The organism is Leucobacter japonicus (assembly GCF_001273855.1).
Classification (GTDB): Bacteria; Actinomycetota; Actinomycetes; order Actinomycetales; family Microbacteriaceae; genus Leucobacter; species Leucobacter japonicus.
This window is the reverse complement of record NZ_JHBX01000106.1, coordinates 1-21,203: the sequence shown is the minus strand read 5'-3', so window position 1 is coordinate 21,203 and position 21,203 is coordinate 1. Positions and strand designations below refer to the sequence as shown.

Sequence of the window (21,203 nt, the reverse complement as noted above, 5' to 3'; positions counted from 1 at the left end):
TACGGAGTGAGCGCTTCGGATGCGCTGTGACTTTTGGACGCCGTTCACCCAGGGCGTAGCGCCGCAGCTCTAGGCTGGGCACATGGTCAGCTCACGCCCCAGCCCACTTGTCATCGGTCATCGCGGGGCATCTGGATACCGCCCGGAGCATACGCTCTCCGCCTACCGTCTCGCGTGCGAGCTCGGCGCTGATCTGGTCGAGCCCGACATCGTTGCGACGAGCGATGGAGTGCTGGTCGTGCGGCATGAGAATGAGATCTCCGGGACGACGGACGTGGCGGATCACCCGGAGTTCGCCGACCGCCGCACGTCGAAGGTGGTGGACGGCGAGCGGCTCGAGGGCTGGTTCACCGAAGACTTCAGCTGGACTGAGCTCGAAACGCTGCGCAGCAGAGAGCGGATGCCGCGTGTGCGCCCCGACAACACTGCGTTCGATGGGCAGGAGGGGATCCTGCGCCTCAGCGATGTCTTTGCGGTGGTCGATGCGCAGAGCGCAGCGCTCGATCGTGAGATCGGGGTCGTGGTTGAGGTGAAGCACGCGCGCTTCTATGCCGATCGCGGCATCGATCTCGCTGCGCTTCTCATCACCGCGCTCGCGGCCGCCGGATGGGACGACCGGCCGGATCGCCTGGTCATCGAATCGTTCGAGCTGGGCGTGCTCGACCGCCTGCGCAAGGCAGGCGTACGCGCCGCATTTGTCTTTCTCGCTGAGCACTTCGGGTCACCGGCAGACGAGCCAGTCGGCGATGCACCGCCGCGCAGCTACGCCTGGTACCGCAGTGACGCCGGTCTCGATGCGCTCGCGGCGCGCGTGCACGGCATCAGTGTTGCCAAAGAGAACCTGCTGCGCCGTGATGTGCTGGGCCGGGCGATCGGGCCGACCAACCTTGTCGACCGTGCCCATGCGCGCGGCCTTCGGGTGTTCACCTGGACGCTGCGACCCGAGAACCGTTCGCTCAATGCGCGCTTCCAGACCGATGCGGGGCGCATCGAATGGGGCGACTGGCATTCCGAGTTCGCGATGATTGCGGCCTCGGGAGTCGACGGCATCTTCGTGGATCACCCGGATCTCGGCGTGATGATCCGCGACGGCGTTACGAAGACCTCGGCGGGGTGACGCGTCTGCCGCGCACCAGCACCACGGCGAGCGCGAGTGCTCCGGTACCCGCGGCTGCGGTCACGAGGCCGAGTGCATCGACGGTGACCCAGAACGCGCCGCCGAAGGCCGCGAGGGCGGCGATGTACACGGCGACGTCGCCCGCTTTCCGCGACGCATAGCCCGCGGGCACCTGTTCGAACCGCGCGAGTGGCACGGCGAGGGCGATGACGGCGGCGACTACGACGACGTAGACGATCGGTCGGGTCGCCCACCACACCGGAGACGCGGGTGTCGGCCCGCCGCCGGGCAACAGCAGCCCGAGACCGGTGATCGCGATGATCAGGGGCAGATGCCACAGGTACACCGTCATCGCACGCGCTCCGATGAGGTACGCGACGCCCTGCACGGGGCGCAGACGCATGAGGGAGCGCAGCCCGGGTCGCAGCACCTCGAAGAGCGCGATCTGAGCGATGCCGAGGCACACGAGCGAGATGGTCGGCGGGTTCAGGTTCTGCAGCATGTCTGCCGAGTCCCAGCCCGCGGCGACGCTGGCTCCGAGCGCAGCGTACGCGGCCGCAGCGATGGCAACGAGCAGCCACACCCCACCCGGCTGGGCGCGAAGCCGCTCGGTCGATCCGTCGAGCAGCACGAATCCGAGCTGCTGCACGAACCACCACACGAACGCGAAGTTCAGCCAGCCGATGGCCTCGATTCCGGTGGCGAGCCGGATCGCATCGACGCCGATCGCCAACACGGCAAGGGTGATCAGCGTTTGCCACCGCCAGCGCGCATGCAGCGCGGCGAAGACCGGCACGACGCACTGCGCGAGCAGAAACGCGGCGAGAAACCAGATCGGCGTTCCTGCGCCGGAAGCGACGGCGTCGAGCAGTGCCGCATCGATGCCTGCGGCACGGCCCGCGAGCAGCACGACGAGCCAGAAGGCGAAGAACGGGAGCGCCGGGCGGGCGAGTCGCACGACGCGTCCGCGCACGAAGGCCATCGCGGTGGCCCCGCGGGCGCGCGAGCTGCGCCACGAACGGAGCCCGGTGAAGCCGCCGAGTAGGAAGAAGAGCGGCATGATCTGACCCACCCAAGTGGCCGCCGCGAACCAGGGCTGCGCCTCGAGCGGCCGCGAGAGCTGCACGCCGCTTGTTCCGACGCTGGCTCCGATCATCAAGAGATGGATCAGGACGACCAGCAGCAGGCTCCCGATACGCGCCGCATCGATGGACAGATCACGATCGGCAGGAACAACGATCTGCCGCGGGCGCGCATCGGGTCGAGTCACGACTCGCGATCCGCCCGTTCGCCCACCAGATTGGCGTGCATCAGGCGACGGAGCTCGTCACCCGAGAACCCTCGGTCGAGCAGGTACCCGAGTTTTGCGGTCGCGGCTTCGACGGTGAGGTCGCCGCCGTCGATGACGCCGGCTGCGGCGAGTTCGCGACCGACCGCGTAGCGATCGAGATCGACCCCTCCGGTGACGCACTGGGTGACCGCGACGACCGGAAGCGCGGCGCAGAGCTCTCGCAGCGTGCCGAGCATGCCGGGTCGCGCCATTGGCCCGTTACCGCTGCCGTAGCACTCGAGCACGAGGCCATGCGGGCCGCCGCCGACGGCGGCGCGCAGGTCATCGGCGGTGACGGCCGGCACGAAACGGAACGACAAGACGCGCGCGGGGGCCGAGGCGGTCTCGCCGCGCGGAGTGGCTGCCTCTGGCGGCACGCCGGAGCTGTGCGCTGCGAGCGGCAACTCGGCCCGGAACGCGGTGAGTGAGACGCTGTCATGCTTCGTCGTGCGTACCGCCGGCAGCAGGGAACCACCGAAGGCGATCGCAGCGGGTGAGCCGTGGGCCGCTTTGACGGCAGCGCGAATGGCGAGCGCCAGGTTGTCACCGGCATCGGTACCGGGCGCGCCGTGCGGCAGCTGGCTACCGGTGATAACGATGGGCACGCCGAGGTCGGCGAGTTCGAAAGCGAGGCGCGCCGCGGTGTACGCGAGCGTATCGGTGCCGTGCGTGATCACGACCCCTCGCGGGCGCTGTGTGCGCACGCGAGCGCGCACGGCGCGGGCGATCTTCGGGGCGGTTTCGGCGTCGGCGTTCGCGCTGTCGATGGCGGGGGAGAGATGGTTGACCCGATGATCGATGCCCAACGGGGCGCAGATGCGATCGACGAGGTCTTCGAGCACATCGGCGAAATCGGGATCGGGGGCGAGCCCGCCGTCGGTATTGCGCATGCCGATCGTGCCGCCGGTTGCGAAGACGAGCACGGAGGGGCGCGCGGAAACAGACATGCCTTCTATTGTGCGGGATCGCGAGGGGTCAAGCGTGCATCGCGCCGCACGCGGCCGAATGTCGGGGGCTGCTCGTAGACTGATCCGTACGATGAGCGAATTCGAACTTCTGGACCCCTCGGGCATTCCGATCGGCGGCAGCGCAGGCGGCTCTGACCCGTTGGTCGACGGCCTGAACCCGGCCCAGGCGCGTGCGGTGATCGCGCGAGGGCCTGCGCTGCTGATCGTCGCCGGCGCTGGGTCGGGCAAGACCCGCGTGCTGACGCACCGCATCGCCCACTTGATTCGCGAGAAGGAGGCCTGGCCCAGTCAGATCCTCGCGATCACCTTCACAAATAAGGCCGCGGCCGAGATGCGCGAACGCATCGAGGGGCTGCTCGGCGATGCGTCGCAGGGCATGTGGATCTCGACCTTCCACTCGGCATGTGTCCGTATCCTGCGCCGCGAGGCCGAGCGTTTCGGCTACGTGTCTGGCTTCACAATTTACGACTCCGCCGACTCGCGCGCACTGCTCAAGCGCATCATCAAAGAACTCGACGCCGACACCTATGGCTTCACACCGGCCAATTCGGGCTCCAAGATCTCGCGTCTGAAAAACGAGCTCACCGATGCCGATAGCTACTCGAGCACGATGAATGACAGCGACCCGCGCGAGCGGCTCTTCGTCGAGATCTTCAAGATGTATGAGCAAGAGCTGCGACGGGCGAACGCCTTCGACTTCGACGACCTGATCGGGCAGACGGTTCATCTGTTCCGGGCGCACCCCGATGTCGCCGCGATCTATCAGCGACGGTTCCGGCACATTCTCGTTGATGAGTACCAAGACACCAACCACGCGCAGTATTCGCTCATTCGTGAGCTCACGCGGGCGATCGAGCCCGAAGAGGTCGAGCGGCTGGTGCCGCCCGCCCGCGATCGGGAGCTCGATGCCGACGGGCGCATCGCCGCTGCAAGCCTGACCGTGGTCGGCGATTCCGACCAGTCGATCTATGCCTTCCGCGGTGCCGATATCCGCAATATCGTCGAATTCGAGCGAGACTTCGCCCGGGCCGAAGTGGTCAAGCTCGAGCAGAACTACCGGTCCACTCAGAACATCCTGTCGGCGGCGAACGCGGTCATCGGCAACAATTTCGATCGCCAAGAGAAGCGACTCTGGACTTCGGAGGGCGACGGCGAGCGCATCGTCGGGTTCACCGGGTACTCGCAGCACGACGAAGCGCGATTCGTTGCTGAAGAAATCGAAGATCTGCACCGGGGCGGTCTCGCCTACGGCGACGTCGCGGTGTTCTACCGCACGAATTCGCAAACGCGTGCGCTCGAAGAGCTCCTCATCCGCTCGGCGATTCCGTACCGCGTGCTCGGCGGCACGAAGTTCTATGAGCGCGCCGAAGTGAAAGACGCGATGTCGTACCTCACGAGCATCGCGAACCCCTACGACCCGATCGCCTGGTCACGACTCATCGGCGCACCGAAGCGTGGCATCGGTGCGATGGCGGAAGCGCACCTCGCGAACTTCCAAGAGGCGCACGGGCTGTCGTTCCACGAAGCGATGCTGCGCGCAGATGAAGTCTCGGCTCTCGGCCCGAAGATCAAGGGCGCTGTGCGCCAGCTCGCCGATCTGCTGACCCGAGCCGCTCGAATGGCCGTGGGTGGGGGCGCGACCGATGTCGCCGGTGAAGCAGCGGTGCCGGCTCCGGTCGGCGACCTGCTGAAGCTGATCCTCGACGAGACCGAGATGATCGAGAAGCTCCGGGCGAAGCGCGATCCGCAAGACGATGCGCGAGCGGAGAACCTCGAAGAACTCGTCGCGGTGGCCCGAGAGTTCGATGCGAAGCAGCCGGGAGCGGGCCTGCTCGCGTTCCTCACCGAAGTGAGTCTGGTGGCGGCGGCCGACGACCTCGATGATTCGAGCGGCACGGTCTCGCTCATGACGATGCACACCGCGAAGGGCCTCGAGTTCAAGGCGGTGTTCATCACGGGCGTCGAAGAGGGGCTGCTGCCACATCAGATGTCGGTCGACGAAGTCGGCGGTATCAGTGAGGAGCGACGGTTGATGTACGTCGGAATCACTCGCGCCCGGGAACGCCTCTATCTCACGCTCGCCTCGACGCGTGCGACATTCGGCGACGTCTCGGTCGCGATGCCGTCGCGCTTCCTGCAAGAGATACCCGAGGGGCTCATCGACTGGCGACAGTCGCCCGGTGAGGTGACGGGTCGCGGCGGCACCGCCTCGCGCGCGCTCAACGCTCCGCGCAGTTCGACCGCCTCCTGGTCATCGCGCACCCGCACCGATTCATCGGTGTCGTTCGCCGGGGTCGGCGGCGGGAGCGGCTCCGGTGCTGCAGCGGTCAGCGAACCAGCCAGCGGCAACATGCAGTCGGCTCTCGACAAATGGCGCGAACGGAAGCGCCTCGCGAAAGAAGCGCAGGCGGCCGGTGGCGGGTTCCCCAATCTTGTCGGGGGAGCGGTGCGCGACAACGGAGACCTCGAACTGGCGTCCGGAGATCGCATTCAGCACGAAGAATACGGGGCAGGGCGGGTTACCGGAATCTCTGGCATCGGGTCGAAACGCATCGCGCACGTCGTCTTCGACTCTGTCGGCGAGCGCAAACTGCTCGTGAAGCTCGCACCGATCGAAAAGGTCGACGAGTAGACGCCGCGACCTCGTTCCGAATCCCGGTGTCGAGGTCGCTTCGGAATCGGGGTCGGCTAGCCGAGCAGCTTGCGGTATTCCTCAGCAACGCTCATGAAATCGCTCTCGTCGGCATCGGTGTCGCCGCTGCCCGCTGACCACACCGCCATCTGCGCCGACATCGCCCCGTGCACGAGCGCGAGCGCCAGCATCGACTCGCGTTCAGGTGAATCGAGCTTGGCGTGCTCGGGTCGCGCGCGCAGCCAAGCCGTCGCGACAATGTTGAGCTGATATCCCGATTCGAGCAGCGACACCATCGTCAAACGACCCGCTTCGAGCTGCTCGGTCATGAGTCGCAGTCGATCACGCGCCACTTCTGCGTTGATGTTGCGGTGCCCAATCGCTGCGAAGAGCAGGCGGAAGAGCCCGAGCGGAAGATTGTCGGGCGTGCTGTCGAGCACGGAGAACGCGAGGTCACCCTCGGGAATCTCGATCGCGCGGCCCACAATCGCGTCATCGCGCGAGGGGAAGTAGTTGAAGAACGTGCTCCGCGAAATATCGGCCCGCTCGCAAATCGCGTCCACGGTGACGTTCTCGACGCCGAGTTCGAGGGCGAGCGCGACTGCCGAAGACTCGATCGCGTTTTCGGTACGGCGGCGCTTGCGGGCGCGCAGCCCCTCGGGTGGGGCGGCCTCGATGGTGCTCACGTGATTGCTCTCCCGCTGCGCCGACTCGAGCGACTCCCCGGAGTGGGAGGGGCGGCGACGCAGTGCGATCGAGTGTAATCACGATCTCTGAGAAAACGGGAACGATCCCGTCAGTAATTTAAGGACGGCAGAGGATTTTCACCCCAACATTGTGTAGCCTGTGGGTCTGACAGTTGGGGAAATCGGGGGGTTTGCAACAACGTCACAGAGGAGGGGCGACCCGTGTCCTGGTTCCGCATGCTCGTGCAGAGGCAGAATGCCCACTCGTGGTATGTCGCGTTTGCGGCGTTGCTCATGAGCTTGACGCTCGTGGTCGATCTGCTCTTTCACCACTACATGGCGCATCGATGGTTGATCTGGACCCTGTTCGTCGTGAGTCTCGCCGGTGGCATCGGCGCGCTGCTCTCGGGTGCACGAATTCCGCGGTGGATCGGTGTGGTTGCGGTGTGCGTGTTCTTCGTCGCTCAGGGCTACTTTTTGAGTCTGCGCGACGATCCGCAATCGGTGATCTCTTCGGTGCAGCAGTTTCCGATCGTCGCGTTCTATCTCGGGTGGTTCGTGCGGCCGAAGGTCGCCGTGCCGCTTGCCCTGTTCGGACTCGTCGGCTTCGCCATCGTCATGTTCTCAAACCCGTTGTTTGGTGCGAACGGCAGTATCGGTGCACCCGTTGCCGTGCACGCGCTCCTGGGGCTCATCTTCTGTTACGGCGCCGGGCTGTATCTCTGGCGCAGGGAGGTGCGCATCGAGTCGGCGGACCCGCTGACTGGGGCATTGACGCGCGCACGATTCCAGGAGCGTGCAGCTCATCGCATCGACCGGGCGCGTGCACCGCTGAGTCTCGTGGCGATTGACTTCGACGACTTCAAGACGTTGAACGACACCCACGGTCATGCGGCGGGGGATGTGGCACTCGAAACGACGATCGGCGTCTGGTTCGAGGAAGTACGCGTCGGGGATGTCATCGGGCGCATCGGGGGAGATGAATTCGCTCTGCTGCTCCCGGCGACCGATGCGGCGACTGCGGCAGGCATTGCCGAACGGCTGCTCACGGCATCGCCTCATGCCTGGTCATGGGGAGTTGCGGAACTCCAAGTCGGAGACGACACCGCGTCGCTGTGGCGTCGCGCGGACGCGGCGCTCTACGAGCAGAAGCGCGAGAAGCGGCAGGCGCACTATGGATAGACGCCGGTTGTACCCCGATCTCGCGAGCCTCGGCTCGGAGATATGGATGCGGTTTGTGCGCTGGCAGACCCCGTTCTCCTACATGAGCGCCGCGATACCCGCTCTGCTCGCGGTCGTCTTCGTGTCCGACCTCATCGTCGGTCACCAGCACATGAACCGCTTGATGGTGACCATGTGGCTCGTCTTCTACGGCGTCGCAACCGCGCTGCCCCTGGTACTCGGGCGCAGATACCCGCTGTGGGCGGGGGTGGTGATGTTTGCTGTGATCGAGACCTGGTCGACCTACTTCCTGCTGTTTTCTTCGCACGCGCATGCCGAGATCAATGCCCTCCTGGAACTCCCGTTCGTCGCGCTGTATCTTGGGTGGTTCTACCCGCCGGTCTTCGGTCGTGTGCTCATGGTCATCGGCGTGATCCGCATGCTGATCATCCTGATGGTGAACCCGGACCTCGGCATGGGCCTCGCCGATCCGAATGTCATGGTTGGCTACGCGATCCTCATCGCGATCTTCTGCTACGTGGGGGCTCGCACCGTGCAGCGTCAGCTCCATCGTGAGGCGCGCACCGATTCGTTGACCGGCGCACTGAATCGGCGTGGATTGGGCGAGCTCGCGACGGTCGTGCGCAACCGCGCGGCGCGGGCGGGGGAGCCCGTGGCCGTCGCGATGATCGACTTCGACGATTTCAAGGGGCTCAACGATGCGGGGGGCCACATCGCCGGTGACGCCGCGTTGATCGAGTCAGTCGAGGTCTGGACCGTGCTCGTGGGGATGCGCGGCACGTCGGGCCGGTCAGGTGGCCTCGTCGCACGGCTCGGCGGCGATGAGTTCGCCCTCGTGCTGCGCAGTGGGCCCAGCGAGCTCGAACAGGCGCTGGACTCGATGCGAGCGGCATCGCAGTTTGCGTGGTCATGGGGTATCGCCGAGGCGGTTCCCGGCGAGCCCCTCGACATCGCCCTTGCACGCGCTGATGACGAGCTGCTCCGTGCGAAACCAGCACGCGGTAAGGGTTCGATCACTTCGCGGTGATAGGCTTTTCGTCGGTCGAGCTAGCTCGACATCGAGACATTTTTCTGCCTCGGATCACCCCGACTCCCAAGCAAAGGACAGTACGTGGATCTGTACGAGTACCAGGCACGAGATCTATTCGAACGATACGAGGTGCCGGTACTCGCCGGCATCGTCGCCGACACCCCTGAAGAGGTGCGTGCGGCCGCCGAGAAGATCGGTGGCGTGGTCGTCGTAAAGGCGCAGGTAAAGGTCGGTGGCCGCGGCAAGGCCGGCGGCGTGAAGGTAGCGAAGACGCCCGACGAGGCCTTCGAAGCGGCTCAGGCCATCCTGGGGCTCGACATCAAGGGCCACACCGTCGAGCGCGTGATGGTCGCGGCGGGTGCTGACATCGCCCAGGAGTTCTACTTCTCGGTGCTGCTCGATCGCGCAAACCGCACGTACCTCTCGCTTGCATCGGTCGAGGGCGGCATGGAGATCGAGCAGCTCGCTGTCGAGAAGCCGGAGGCGCTCGCCCGCATTGCAGTGGACCCGATCACCGGCATCGATGCGGTGAAGGCTGAAGAGATCGCTCGCGCGGCGAACTTCCCCGAAGAGCTCGTCGCCAAGGTCGTGCCCGTCTTCCAGAAGCTCTTCGCGGTGTACGCGGGCGAAGACGCGACGCTCGTCGAGGTGAACCCGCTCGTGCTGACTGGTGCAGGTGACATCGTCGCGCTCGACGGCAAGGTCTCGCTCGATGAGAATGCCGAGTTCCGCCAGCCGCAGCACGCCGAGCTCGCTGACAAGTCGGCGGAGGATCCGCTCGAGGCCAAGGCCAAGGCGCAGGATCTCAACTACGTGAAGCTCGACGGCGAAGTTGGCGTGATCGGCAACGGTGCAGGCCTCGTGATGTCGACGCTCGACGTCGTCGCTTACGCCGGCGAGAACCACGGCGGCGTCAAGCCCGCCAACTTCCTCGACATCGGTGGCGGCGCGTCGGCCGAGGTCATGGCGGCGGGGCTCGACGTGATTCTGGGCGACCCGCAGGTGAAGTCGGTGTTCGTGAACGTGTTCGGCGGCATCACGGCATGCGACGCCGTTGCCAACGGCATCGTCGGCGCGCTCGAGAAGCTCGGCGATGCGGCGAACAAGCCGCTCGTCGTGCGCCTCGACGGCAACAACGTCGAAGAGGGCCGGGCGATCCTGAACGCGGCGGCGCACCCGCTGGTCACCCAGGCCGCCACCATGGACGAGGGCGCCGACAAGGCCGCCGAGCTCGCCAACGCCCGCTGATCCGAGACGAAAGACTGTAGGAGTAGAACCACCATGTCGATCTTCCTGAACAAGGATTCCAAGGTCATCGTCCAGGGCATCACCGGCGGCGAGGGCACCAAGCACACCGCGCGCATGCTCGCGGCGGGCACCAACATCGTTGGCGGCGTGAACGCGCGCAAGGCGGGCACCACGGTGTCGCACGTTGACGCGCAGGGCAACGCCGTCGAGCTGCCGGTGTTCGCGACCGTGGCCGAGGCCATCGCTGCGACGGGCGCCGACGTGTCGGTCGCATTCGTGCCGCCGGCCTTCACCAAGGATGCCGCCATCGAGGCCATCGATGCCCGCATCGGCCTGCTCGTCATCATCACCGAGGGCGTGCCGGTCAAGGACTCGGCCGAGCTGTGGGCGCACGCCCAGGCCACCGGCAACGAAACCCGCATCATCGGCCCGAACTGCCCCGGCATCATCACGCCGGGTGAGGCCCTCGCCGGCATCACCCCCGCGACCATCACCGGCAAGGGGCCGATCGGCCTCGTGTCGAAGTCGGGCACGTTGACCTACCAGATGATGTATGAGCTGCGCGATCTGGGCTTCTCGACCGCGATCGGTATCGGCGGCGACCCGGTCATCGGCACGACGCACATCGACGCGCTCGCCGCGTTCGAGGCTGACCCTGAGACCCAGGCCATCGTGATGATTGGTGAGATCGGCGGCGACGCCGAAGAGCGCGCGGCCGAGTTCATCAAGGCCAACGTGACGAAGCCGGTCGTCGGCTACGTCGCCGGCTTCACCGCGCCCGAAGGCAAGACGATGGGGCACGCTGGCGCCATCGTCTCGGGTTCGGCCGGCACCGCTCAGGCGAAGAAGGAGGCCCTTGAGGCCGCCGGTGTCAAGGTCGGCAAGACGCCGACCGAGACCGCCGAATTGCTGCGCGAGGCTTTCGCCCAGCTGTAAACAGCACCCGAACGTCGGCGGGCCGGTCACTCTGGGGTGGCCGGCCCGCCGTGCTGTCTCCGGGGGCGCGGGCCGACAATGCGCAAGCGGCACGCCCGCAGGGGTGCGTCTCGGCTCGGCAGAACTCTTGCGGAGTAAGCTTCTGACGATGAGATCCTTGGTGACCGCGGTGATCGCCGCAATCGAAGCCGCCGCGGTGGCGATCGCCGGGCTCGCCGTTGTCGCGGTTCCTGGGGTGCTGCTCTGGGTCGTGACGTTTGGGCTCTCCGCCGAACCGGCATCGGTCACGTCGGCGGTCACCGGAGTGTGGCTGCTCGCGCACTTCGTGCCGCTGCACTTCGCGGTGCCCGCCGAGGCGGCACTTGCACTGGGGCTTGCCCCTGAAGCGCTGCAGTTCACGCTTTCGATCGCCCCGCTCGGCATCACCCTCGTCACCGTGCTGCTCGCGCTGCGCTCGGGTTGGCGTTTTGCGGCTCGCGGAGGTGTGGGGGCATTCGGTGCGCTGGGCGGCGCGGCTGGGTTCGGCGGCATCGCGTTCGCGGCAGCGGCGCTCGCCGCACCACTGCTGGTGTGGCCGCACGCACTTGCTGCCGCGGTTCCGGCCGCCGTATTCGGGGCGTCCTCGCTCACCGCCTTCGTCGTGCGGGCCGCGATCGACGGGCACGATTGGTGGCACGCGCTGGTGCGCCAGGCGCAGCGCGGCTTGGAGGCCCTCGGCTGGTCGGGTGCGGCCTCGCTCCCGACTCGCGGCGCCGAAGCGCTTCGACTCGCTGCAGCATCGATCGCGCTAGTTATCGGGCTCGCCTCGGTCGCGTTCTCGATTGCCGTGATCACGAGTTACGCCGATGTCACCGCACTGACGCAAAGTCTGCAACTCGACCCTCTCGGCTCGTTCACCGTCTTCATTTCGCAGCTGGCGCTGGTGCCGACGGCGATTGTCTGGAGCTTGTCTTGGCTTGCCGGGCCCGGGTTCGCGATCGGAGTCGGCAGTTCGACGACGCCGTTCGAAACGCTCCTCGGCCCATTGCCGGCGCTGCCGATCTTCGGGGCGATCCCGTCGAGCTGGGGCGCGTTCGGTGGAGTGGCACCCGCCATCATCGTGCTCGCCGCGATCGTGCTCGGCGTGCGGTTCGCGAGGCGGCCCGCGCAGCGCCGTTCGAGGTTGACGGTGGTGCTGGCCGCACCGGTCATCGCGAGCCTCTGCACCGGTCTCGTCGCGGTGGGGCTGGCCTCGGCCGCCGGGGGTGCGATGGGGCCGGATCGCCTCGCCGAGAACGGCCCTCACCCTTGGGCACTCGGTGGGTTTCTCGCTCTCGAGGTCGGCGCCGGGCTGCTGCTGGGTGCGCTGGCGGGTCGCATGGATGTGCAGCAGGTGCGCTCCGCGATCCCCGAGCGCGTCACGGACGCGACGCCGGCGCTCGCGGGGTTGACGCTGGGGCGTCGTCGTCGCACTGAGCCAGTCGAGGTAGACGTCGTTTCGGCACGCCTGGCCGCTGCAGGTGCCTTCGACGCCCCAGCTGCCTTCGAGACGGTGGAGCTCGAGCGGTCGGCCGTCGACGATGCCCATCTTGACGACGAGTATCTGAACGATGCGTCCGTCGACACCGGGAACGATGAGACGGCGGCGTTCGAGACCGGGCGCATCGGAGATGCTGAGTTTGAAACGGCTGAGTTCGAGACGGCTGAGCTCGAGACTGCGCAGTTCGAGCGAGCAGACTTCGAGACCGCGCAGATCGACGCAGACGATCTCGAGACGGCGTCGAGCGCCTCGACGCCGTCCGAGAGACGGCCGGAGTCCGAGCAGACCTCGCGCGATGCCAATGCTGACCACAGCAGCGTAGACCCGGAGTTCAGCGAAGCCGACCTGCTCCGCGCCTACGCCTGGGACGCGGCACCCGAAACCACTGACGCATCGTCTGATGCGGAAGACCGCAGCGAGAAGCGCTCCGGTTGGCGTTGGCCGGGCGGCGGGCACTAAGGTAAGAGGGCAATCCACGGGAGTCCTGACGCGCAGGGCTGAGAGGGAGCACGCGAGCTCCGACCGTCAACCTGATCTGGTTCATGCCAGCGGAGGAAGGAAGCCCTCAATGACGCCTATCCACTTTTCCCGTCGCGCGCGACGATCGGCACTTGCCACGGTGTCGGCAGCGGCCGCACTCGGTCTCGTGCTGACGGGCTGCACCACCGGTGCCGCCGACGAAGCCGATGCGAAGACGGTGACGCTGATCGTGCACGATTCGTTTCCGAACGACGACTTCGCGAAGGCCGCGAGCGCGGCAACCGGCTACGACGTACAGGTCGTCTCGGCCGGCGATGGCGGCGAGCTCACCAACAAGCTGGTGCTCACGAAAGGCGCACCCGTCGCCGACGCGTTCTTCGGAGTCGACAACATTTTCGCGTCGCGGCTCGTCGACAACGGCGTGGTGAAATCGTACGTGCCCGAGGCGCTTCCACAGAGTGCACTCCAGTACGCGGTGGAAGCCGAGGGGCCGAGCGCGCTCGGCAACGAGTACGTCGAGCGCACCGGCATGATCCCGGTCGACCACGGTTCCACCTGCATCAACATCGACACCGCCTGGTTCGCCGAGCACGGCGTCGCCGAGCCGCAGACCTACGCCGATTTGACGAAGCCCGCCTACCGCGACCTCACGGCGCTGCTCGACCCGACCGCATCGTCGACCGGCGGCTCGTTCCTCGTCGGCACGGTGTCGGAGTTCGGCGAGGACGGATTCGCAGACTACTGGCAGCAGCTCGTCGACAACGGCGCCCGCATCGAGCAGGGCTGGAGCGACGCCTACTACGGTCAGTTCACGCAGGGCGGTGAAGACGGCACGCGTCCGATCGTGGTGTCGTACGCATCGTCGCCGGCGTTCACCGTGAATGACGCGGGCACCGCGTCGAGCACCGCCGCGCTGCTCGACACCTGCACGCAGCAGGTCGAGTACGCCGGGGTGCTGCGGGGCGCCGCCAATGAGGCCGGAGCCGAGGCTGTCGTCGACTACCTCGTCTCGCACGAATTCCAGCAGACCATCCCCGAAGCGATGTACATGGTGCCCGTCGACAGCTCGGTGGAACTCCCCGAAGCATGGGCGAAGTTCGCACCCGAGCCTGCGGCCGACCAGACGCACGATCTCACTTCGGCGCAGATCGAGGCCGGGCGCGAGGGGTGGCTGAAGACCCTGGGCGACCAGATCGGACTCTGACATTCTGCGACGCGGGGGAGGCGCGACGTCACGGGCGAGCACCAGCCCGTGGGGTGTCGCGGCGTGGACGGCGGCGACGGCCGTGCCGCTCGCCTTTCTCGCGCTCTTCTTCCTGTGGCCCGTCATTTCGCTTATCGCGACGGGGTTCGTCGATGGCGGTGCGCTCGACTTCAGCGGCATCCCCGAGGTGTTCGGCGCGGCGCGCACCTGGCGGGTTATCGGTCAGACGCTCGCCCAGGCCGGCGTCGCGACGCTGATCTCGCTCGCGCTGGGTGTGCCCGCGGCGTACGTGCTCTACCGCCTCGACTTTCCGGGGCAGAGCCTGCTGCGGGGCTTTCTCACCGTTCCGTTCGTGCTGCCGTCGGTGGTGGTGGGCGTCGCGTTCTCCGCGCTGCTCGGCGCGGGCGGCCCGCTCGCGGGGTGGGGCCTTGACCGGAGCTTTGCCGCGGTCGTGCTCGCGCTCGCGTTTCCGAACGTGGGCGTGGTGGCGCGCACCGTGGGCGGATTCTGGGCGAGGCTCGACGCCACCTCCGAGCAGGCGGCGCGGGTGCTCGGCGCCTCCCGGGCGCGCGCCTGGACCCTCGTGACCTTGCCCGCGCTCGGGCCAGCGCTCGCCTCGGCGGCGTCGCTCGTCTTCCTGTTCTGCTCCACGTCGTTCGGTATCGTGCTCATTCTCGGCGGCTCGGCGTTCGCGAACGTGGAGACGGAGATCTACCGGCTCACGGTGCAGTACCTCGACCTGCGGGGCGCCGCCGTGCTGTCGATCGCGCAGTTCGCGATCGTCGGGTTCGCGCTCGTGGTGTCGTCACGACTGCGCAGAGCAGGCGAACGAGCCGTGCAGTTGCGTGAGGATCGTGCGCACGGGGCGCGCCCTCGTCGCGTCGATATCCCGGTGCTGGTGGTGTTTGGTGCGACCGTCGCGCTGCTGCACGCTCTGCCGCTCATCACCCTGCTCTCGCGGTCGCTGCGGGATCGTGACGGTGCGTGGACGCTGGCAAACTACGCGGCCCTGGTCGTGCCTCCCGAAGGGCTGCCGATCGACGGCTCGGTGTTCTCGGCGATCCTCGCGTCGCTCCGCATCGCAGTGGTGGCGGCGCTCCTCGCGATGGTGCTCGGGGCCCTGCTCGCGCTCGTGCTGTCGCGCCGGCCCCGATCCCGAACTCTGCGCCGCGGCATCGATCTGTTCGACGGCCTGGTCATGCTGCCCCTCGGGGTGTCGGCGGTGACCCTCGGATTCGGGCTGCTGCTCACGATGCATCGGCCGCTCGGCATCGGGTTGGATCTGCGCACCTCGACTGCGCTCATTCCGATCGCGCAGGCGCTGGTCGCCCTGCCGCTCGTGGTGCGCACCTTGCTGCCTGTGCTGCGGGGCATCGCCCCCGAACTGCGCGACGCCGCCGCCTCGCTCGGGGCGGGGCCGTTCGCGATGCTGCGCGCGATCGATGTGCCGCTGCTCGGGCGATCGACGGGGCTCGCGCTCGGCTTCGCGTTCGCAGCCTCGCTCGGCGAGTTCGGCGCGACCTCGTTCTTAGTTCGACCGGGGGAGCAGACGTTGCCGGTCGCGGTGGCGGCGCTTATTGGTCACCAGGCGCCGGGCAGCTACGGAGCGGGCCTCGCGGGAGCGGTGGTGCTCGGCGTGCTCACGGCGGGCGTCATGCTGCTCGCGGAGCGCTGGCGCACTGACGGGAATCGGGAGTTCTGATGCAGACATCTGCGGTGGACTGGGACGTGCTGATCATCGACGGCCGCTCGGGATCGGGCAAGACTCAGCTGGCCTCGGCCGTGCAGCAGCGATGCGCCGCAGCGGGCTGGCCTGCCGAGGTGCTGCACGTCGAAGAGCTGTACCCCGGGTGGGACGGGCTGGGTGCCGGATCGCTCGGCCTCGCACGGGCACTGCGCGAGGGCGGGTTCGCCGCCTACGACTGGATCGCCGAGCGCTTCGGTGCGCAGACGCCGCTGGTGCCCCGCCTCCCGCTCATCATCGAGGGGTGCGGAGCTCTGACGGCCGACAACGTGTCAGCGGCGCGCGAGTGGGGTGCGCGGGCCTCGGGGGAGCGTCGGGAGCCCCGCGTGCACAGCATCTGGCTCGAGTGCGCGACCGCAGAGCGCAAGGCGCGGGCGCTCGCCCGAGACGGGGACACGTACGCACCCCACTGGGAGCGCTGGGCTGCTCAGGAGGACGCGCACTACGCCGCGCACCAGCCCTGGCTGATCGCGGACGAGGTGCGGGAGTGCTGAGTCGCAGCGGCGGCGAAATCAGCTGCTCCGAGCGTCGCGTAGACTGATCCGGTGCTGAAAATCGCGGTTCTCATCTCCGGTGGCGGCAGCAACCTCAAAGCGCTGATCGACGCGACCGCCGACCCCGAGTTCCCCGCACGCATCGTCTGCGTCGGTTCCGACACCGAAGCGGCGGGCCTCGAGTACGCGCGAACCGCGGGCATCCCGACCTTCATCGTGCGCCCGCGCGACTCCGGCACCCGCGAGGAATGGGGTCAGGTACTCGCCGCCGCCATCCAGGAGCACGGCGTCGGCAGCGGCCCCGACGCCGGCCTCGTCGTCAGTGCCGGGCTCATGCGCATTCTGCCGCCCGGCTTCGTGCGCGAGTTCAGCCCGCGACTCATCAACACGCACCCGGCGCTGCTCCCGGCCTTCCCCGGCGCCCACGCCGTCCGCGACGCGCTCGCCGCGGGTGCCGAGCGCACCGGCGTCACCGTGCACGTCATCGACGAGGGCGTCGACACCGGCCCAGTGCTGCGCCAGGCCGCCGTCGACGTGCAGCACGGAGAAACCGAAGACGAACTGCACGAACGCATCAAGCAGCTCGAACGCCCGCTGCTCGTGCAGACCGTGCGCGACATCGCACTCGGGCAGCTCACCCTGCCGCGGGTCGGGTGATCCCGCACCGCCGCGGGTGACCCAGCGACCCCTCACACCCTTTCCGAAGCCAGCGAACACGAACCCGAGGAGCCCTTCCGCATGGCAGTTCAGAGCCACGATCCGAGCCTGTACGAACACCGCGACCAGATTCCCGTGCGCCGCGCGCTCATCTCCGTGAGCGACAAGACCCGCCTGCTCGACCTCGCCGCAGCGCTCGCCGCAGCCGGTGTCGAGATCGTCTCGACCGGCTCGACGGCCTCGACGATTCGCGACGCCGGCCACGCCGTGACCGACGTCGCCGAGGTGACCGGCTTCGCCGAGGCGCTCGACGGGCGCGTCAAGACGCTGCACCCCGCCGTGCACTCCGGCCTGCTCGCCGACCTGCGCCTCGCTGACCACCGCGCACAGCTCGAGACGCTCGGCTTCGCCGCATTCGAGCTCGTCGTCGTGAACCTGTACCCATTCGAAGAGACGGTCGCCTCGGGCAAGCCCGCCGCCGACGTCATCGAGAACGTCGACATCGGCGGCCCCGCAATGGTGCGCGCGAGCGCGAAGAACCAGGCGAACGCGGCCATCGTGGTCTCGCCGGCGCGCTACGACGAGATCATCGCCGCGGTGCAGGCCGGCGGCACGACGCTCGCGCAGCGCCGCTCGCTCGCGACCGAGGCGTTCGTGCACACCGCGCAGTACGACGCGGCCGTCGCCAACTGGTTCCTCGAGCAGGAGGACGCCGAATGGGGCGCTGCCGAAACGCTCGAGGCACCGTCTGACGAGGCATCGATCGACAGCATCTTCGCGACGACCGAGGGCTACGTCGGGTACGAGGTCTTCGGACTGCGCGAGTCGGTGCTGCGCTACGGCGAGAACAGCCACCAGCGCGGCGCACTGTTCACTGAGAACGAGGGCGCCGGCATTGCGCAGGCGACCCAGCTGCACGGCAAAGAGATGTCGTACAACAACTACGTCGACGCCGATGCCGCACTGCGCGCCGCGTTCGATCACGAGCGCCCGGCCGTTGCCATCATCAAGCACGCGAACCCGTGCGGCATCGCCGTCGCGCCCGAGGGTGCAGCCGATCCGATCGCCGCGGCGCACGAGCTCGCTCACGCCTGCGACCCCGTGTCGGCGTTCGGCGGCGTGATCGCCGCGAACCGCGTCGTCACCCGGGCCATGGCTGAGACGGTCTCCGAGATCTTCACCGAGGTCATCGTCGCACCGGGCTTCGAGCCCGAGGCGCTCGCGATCCTCACCCAGAAGAAGAATGTGCGACTGCTCGTGCTGCCCGCCGACTACACCCCGAATCCGGTCGAACTGCGGCAGGTGTCTGGCGGCTTCCTGCTGCAAGATGCAGATCACGCCTTCGCTCCGGCGGCCGAGTGGGAGCTCGCCACCGGTCAGCCCGCCGACGCCGACACCCTCGCCGATCTCGAGTTCGCATGGCGCGCGAGCCGAGCGGTGAAGTCGAACGCCATCCTGCTCGCCTCGGGCGGCGCCTCGGTCGGCGTCGGCATGGGGCAGGTCAACCGCGTCGACTCGTGCCGCCTGGCGGTCGAGCGTGCGGGGGATCGTGCGCGCGGGTCGGTCGCGGCGTCTGACGCGTTCTTCCCGTTCGCCGACGGACTGCAGGTGCTGCTCGACGCCGGCGTGCGCGCCGTCGTGCAGCCGGGCGGCTCCGTGCGCGATCCCGAGGTCATTGCAGCTGCCGAGGCGGCCGGGGTCACGATGTACTTCACCGGTGAGCGCCACTTCTTCCACTAAGCTGGGGCCTTCTCGCGGAATGGTCGCTGATCTGCAATTTTACTGGTGATTCATCAGTTGTGAGCAAGCCTCGCCTACGTTGCGCGGCGGGGTGCGGGCCGTCAGAATCAAGACGTGGAAATCGTCAAGGGAATTCTGATCGTCTTGCACCTCGTCGCCTTCGGTGCTGTCTTCGGCAGCACGCTGGCGCAGCTCTCAGCGGTCAAGGAAGCGCGCGCCCGCATCACGCCGGGCATTCTGCACGGTGCCTGGTTGCTGCTCGCAACCGGCCTGCTGCTCGTGGGCATGGTCTACGCGACCGGTGGCCAGCCGAACAACGCGAAGATCGGTGTGAAGCTGGTCGTGCTGCTCGTGCTCATCACCGTCGTGCTCATCGGCCGGAAGAAGCAGCCCACCTCGGCGGGCATGCTCGGCGCGATCGCCGGCCTCTCGCTCGTCAACGTGGCGCTGGCGGTGCTCTGGCACTGAGCCGCGGCTGAACGCGAACGATCCCCTCGGAGCAAGCTCCGGGGGGATCGTTGCGTGTGCGGCACCTGGCGGACGCACGATCCGCCCCGCCCATTGCGGATCGGGGTAACTTCGGACCAGTGCGGACGCTGAAAAGCGCCGGCACACCGGTCCGAAGTTACCCCAATCGCAGATGGGGCCGTGAGTGCGAGGCTGCGTTAGGGGCGGATGCCGGCGTCAGGGCCGTGCTCGAGTTCGAAGGCGCGACGTGCACGTCGGGCCCGCAGGATTCGCCGCAGTGAGAGGAGTGCGAGCGCGACCCAAATGAGCACGCCGATCCACAGCCACGCCGGGCCGAGTGCGGCTCGGTGAATGGCGAACGCGCCGGCGAGCACGGCCAGAACGAGCATCCACCAGCCGTATCGATGCTCGCGTTCGAACGCGAGGCGCTGCTGAATGAGGCTGGGCATGCTTCGACGGTACCGGAACGGAGCGGCCGCCTGCCACGCTGCTCTGCTACACCGCGACTCCGTCGATCCGCACCGCCCATTTTGGATCGGGGTAACTTCGGACCGGTGTGCCGACGCTTTTCAGCGTCCGCACTGGTCCGAAGTTACCCCAATCCGGCAAGCGCAAGCGCAGGTGCAGGGGCTGGGGCCGCAGGGCCGGGGGCGGGGCAGCGGCCGCAGGGCGGGGCTACCGCCAGCGGGCTCCCCACGACTGGGATTCGCCCGCCGGGGCGATGTGCTGCGGTAGGCCGAGCGGGTTGTCGTCGCGGAGTGCCTCCGGGAGGAGCGCGGCGGGGGCGTTTTGGAACGCGACGGGGCGCAGGAATCGCGTGATCGCTGCGGTGCCGACGGAGGTTGACGCGTCGTTGGTGGTCGCGGGCCAGGGGCCGCCGTGCTGCTGGGCGGGGGTGACGGCGACACCGGTGGGCCATCCGTTGAACAAGACGCGACCGACCTGGAGGGCCATCGCTCGAACGAGCGTGCCGAGTGCCGCGGCATTCTGGTGCGCAGCCGAGGCCTCCGCCTCGCCATGGTGCAGCGTCGCGGTCAGGTTCCCCTCGAAGAACTCGGGCAACAACGTTGCCAGATCGGTGTCGTGAGGCACCTCGACGATGATGGAGAGCGGACCGAACGCCTCGTGCGCGAGGGCCTGGTGTGCGAGGCGGAAGTCGTCGAGGCTGACGGCCACGATCGTGGGGGTGGCCCACCCCTGACCGGCGTCGTCGAATCGCACCCCGCCGGTGACGATCGCGCGCACGCCGGCCGCGCCGAGCACGGCGGTGCGGCGCTCGTCGTAGCTCTGCGCGATGCGCGGGTCGAGCAAGCGGTGCTCAGGGGTGCCCTCGGCGGCGGCGCGGATGCGATCCTGCCACTGCGCTGTCGCGTCTCCCGCCGACACGAAGACGAACCCGGGCTTCGTGCAGAGCTGCCCGGCGGACCCTGTGACGCTGGTGACGTAGCCGGTGGCGATGTCTTCGGCGCGCTCGGCGATGGCGTCGGCGGTGATGAAGACCGGGTTCACGCTGCCGAGTTCGCCGAAGAAGGGGATCGGTGCGGGGCGAGCAGCGGCGATGTCGGCGAGCAAACGTCCGGCCGCGATCGAACCGGTGAAGGAACCGGCACGCACACGCGGGTCTTGCAGGATCGCCACGCCGGCTTCGCGTCCGTGCACGAGCTGGAATGATCCCTCGGGCAGACCGGCCTCGCGAATCGCCGCAGAGGCCACACGCGCGGTGGCATCCGAGAGCTCAGGGTGCCCGGAGTGGGCTTTGACGATGAGG

The 21,203-nt window shown here is 67.8% G+C and carries 18 protein-coding genes and 1 riboswitch; of the genes, 13 read left to right on the top strand and 5 right to left on the bottom strand.

Going from position 1 to position 21,203, the window contains the following annotated elements:
* Window positions 1–82 precede the first annotated feature (82 nt).
* On the top strand, window positions 83–1,117 hold the full coding sequence (locus tag AMS67_RS07875) for a glycerophosphodiester phosphodiesterase family protein (RefSeq protein WP_053386909.1): 1,035 nt from the start codon (window positions 83–85) through the stop codon (window positions 1,115–1,117).
* Here AMS67_RS07875 and AMS67_RS07870 read toward each other — a convergent pair.
* Both AMS67_RS07870 and AMS67_RS07865 read right to left on the bottom strand, forming a co-directional pair.
* Window positions 1,095–2,387 (bottom strand): acyltransferase family protein, encoded by a 1,293-nt coding sequence (locus AMS67_RS07870; RefSeq protein WP_053386908.1) that lies wholly within the window; start codon window positions 2,385–2,387, stop codon window positions 1,095–1,097. The genes AMS67_RS07875 and AMS67_RS07870 overlap by 23 nt on opposite strands.
* Window positions 2,384–3,394, bottom strand: a complete 1,011-nt coding sequence (locus tag AMS67_RS07865; protein ID WP_075201279.1) for an asparaginase — start codon at window positions 3,392–3,394, stop codon at window positions 2,384–2,386. The genes AMS67_RS07870 and AMS67_RS07865 overlap by 4 nt, the downstream gene beginning before the upstream one ends.
* A gap of 91 nt (window positions 3,395–3,485) precedes the next feature.
* Here AMS67_RS07865 and AMS67_RS07860 point away from each other — a divergent pair, with 91 nt between their 5' ends.
* Window positions 3,486–6,047 carry an ATP-dependent helicase gene (locus AMS67_RS07860; RefSeq protein WP_053386907.1) on the top strand — a complete coding sequence of 854 codons (2,562 nt, stop codon included), beginning with the start codon at window positions 3,486–3,488 and terminating at the stop codon, window positions 6,045–6,047.
* Between the two features lie 56 nt (window positions 6,048–6,103).
* Here AMS67_RS07860 and AMS67_RS07855 read toward each other — a convergent pair whose 3' ends face one another.
* Window positions 6,104–6,733 carry a TetR/AcrR family transcriptional regulator gene (locus AMS67_RS07855; protein ID WP_053386906.1) on the bottom strand — a complete coding sequence of 210 codons (630 nt, stop codon included), beginning with the start codon at window positions 6,731–6,733 and terminating at the stop codon, window positions 6,104–6,106.
* A gap of 222 nt (window positions 6,734–6,955) precedes the next feature.
* Here AMS67_RS07855 and AMS67_RS07850 point away from each other — a divergent pair, with 222 nt between their 5' ends.
* From AMS67_RS07850 to AMS67_RS07800, 11 genes are all read left to right on the top strand, one after another.
* A complete protein-coding gene (locus AMS67_RS07850; RefSeq protein ID WP_241488025.1) occupies window positions 6,956–7,915 on the top strand; it encodes a GGDEF domain-containing protein in 960 nt (319 codons plus the stop codon).
* Between the two features lie 46 nt (window positions 7,916–7,961).
* The gene (locus AMS67_RS07845) at window positions 7,962–8,942 is read left to right on the top strand and encodes a GGDEF domain-containing protein (protein WP_241488024.1); all 981 of its coding nucleotides are present in this window, start codon (window positions 7,962–7,964) and stop codon (window positions 8,940–8,942) included.
* Window positions 8,943–9,026: 84 nt separating this feature from the next.
* Complete coding sequence (gene sucC, locus AMS67_RS07840) at window positions 9,027–10,193, top strand: ADP-forming succinate--CoA ligase subunit beta (RefSeq protein WP_053386904.1); 1,167 nt, start codon at window positions 9,027–9,029, stop codon at window positions 10,191–10,193.
* A 33-nt stretch (window positions 10,194–10,226) separates the two neighbouring features.
* On the top strand, window positions 10,227–11,129 hold the full coding sequence (gene sucD / locus AMS67_RS07835; RefSeq protein WP_053386903.1) for a succinate--CoA ligase subunit alpha: 903 nt from the start codon (window positions 10,227–10,229) through the stop codon (window positions 11,127–11,129).
* A 148-nt stretch (window positions 11,130–11,277) separates the two neighbouring features.
* A complete protein-coding gene (locus tag AMS67_RS07830) occupies window positions 11,278–13,107 on the top strand; it encodes a cell division protein PerM (protein WP_156316577.1) in 1,830 nt (609 codons plus the stop codon).
* 6 nt (window positions 13,108–13,113) lie between these two features.
* Window positions 13,114–13,222, top strand: a riboswitch (TPP riboswitch).
* Window positions 13,217–14,332, top strand: coding sequence for a thiamine ABC transporter substrate-binding protein (locus AMS67_RS07825; protein WP_053386901.1), 1,116 nt, complete (start codon window positions 13,217–13,219; stop codon window positions 14,330–14,332). (Overlaps the previous riboswitch by 6 nt.)
* A gap of 82 nt (window positions 14,333–14,414) precedes the next feature.
* Window positions 14,415–16,034 (top strand): ABC transporter permease, encoded by a 1,620-nt coding sequence (locus AMS67_RS07820; RefSeq protein WP_053386900.1) that lies wholly within the window; start codon window positions 14,415–14,417, stop codon window positions 16,032–16,034.
* Window positions 16,034–16,570 carry a nucleoside/nucleotide kinase family protein gene (locus tag AMS67_RS07815; protein ID WP_053386899.1) on the top strand — a complete coding sequence of 179 codons (537 nt, stop codon included), beginning with the start codon at window positions 16,034–16,036 and terminating at the stop codon, window positions 16,568–16,570. The genes AMS67_RS07820 and AMS67_RS07815 overlap by 1 nt, the downstream gene beginning before the upstream one ends.
* A 51-nt stretch (window positions 16,571–16,621) precedes the next feature.
* Window positions 16,622–17,227 carry a phosphoribosylglycinamide formyltransferase gene (gene purN / locus AMS67_RS07810; RefSeq protein ID WP_053386898.1) on the top strand — a complete coding sequence of 202 codons (606 nt, stop codon included), beginning with the start codon at window positions 16,622–16,624 and terminating at the stop codon, window positions 17,225–17,227.
* A gap of 81 nt (window positions 17,228–17,308) precedes the next feature.
* Window positions 17,309–18,967: a bifunctional phosphoribosylaminoimidazolecarboxamide formyltransferase/IMP cyclohydrolase gene (purH, locus tag AMS67_RS07805; RefSeq protein ID WP_053386897.1), complete on the top strand. Its 1,659-nt coding sequence runs from the start codon at window positions 17,309–17,311 to the stop codon at window positions 18,965–18,967.
* A 114-nt stretch (window positions 18,968–19,081) separates the two neighbouring features.
* Entirely contained in the window at window positions 19,082–19,435 is a 354-nt protein-coding gene (locus AMS67_RS07800) for a hypothetical protein (RefSeq protein ID WP_053386896.1), read from the top strand.
* A 197-nt stretch (window positions 19,436–19,632) separates the two neighbouring features.
* Here the strand turns inward: AMS67_RS07800 and AMS67_RS07795 are convergent, their stop codons facing one another.
* Window positions 19,633–19,884, bottom strand: coding sequence for a hypothetical protein (locus AMS67_RS07795; RefSeq protein WP_053386895.1), 252 nt, complete (start codon window positions 19,882–19,884; stop codon window positions 19,633–19,635).
* Between the two features lie 226 nt (window positions 19,885–20,110).
* A partial coding sequence (locus AMS67_RS07790) for an aldehyde dehydrogenase family protein (protein ID WP_053386894.1) occupies window positions 20,111–21,203 on the bottom strand: 1,093 nt, incomplete at its 5' end.